1 protein-coding gene is annotated in these 499 nt (G+C 70.1%); it reads right to left on the bottom strand.

Annotation, left to right across the window (positions count from 1 at the left end; translation table 11 throughout):
* Positions 1–27: 27 nt before the first annotated feature.
* On the bottom strand, positions 28–384 hold the full coding sequence (locus tag ACOV8S_RS31165) for a contact-dependent growth inhibition system immunity protein (RefSeq protein WP_448321843.1): 357 nt from the start codon (positions 382–384) through the stop codon (positions 28–30).
* Positions 385–499 lie beyond the last annotated feature (115 nt).

Below are 499 nucleotides of genomic sequence, written 5' to 3'. Positions count from 1 at the left end.
AGATCGAGTCACCGACCGATCGTCCCATCACGGGCCGTCGAGGTGCCGTGACGGCAGATGCCCTTGCGGCGTGGGAGTCGCCGGTGAGGCGGGAAGCGGCCGAGACGCCGACGATCGGTTCGCGTCCAGCAGATCGCCCTCGTACATGTCGCCTTCCGCCAGGGGGTCGAGGCGGAGGGCTTCCAGCGCCAGCGGCAGAAGATGGGCAAGGCCCACGTCCTGCCTGATCAGCAGCCGCAGGTCCTCCACCGTCAGACCGTCGATCCGCTTGCGCCGAAGCTCCCGCACGGTCGCCGTCATCCGGGTTTCGCCACCCGGCGCGATCGGCCGACGGTCGGGCTCAAGCTCCTCAAGAGAGCGGGCGCGGTGCGCAGATCGAGTCACCGACCGATCGTCCCATCACGGGCCGTCGAGGTGCCGTGACGGCAGATGCCCTTGCGGCGTGGGAGTCGCCGGTGAGGCGGGAAGCGGCCGAGACGCCGACGATCGGTTCGCGTCC

This window comes from Streptomyces sp. CO7 (assembly GCF_053474865.1).
This window is presented reverse-complemented; position numbering and strand designations above follow the sequence as displayed.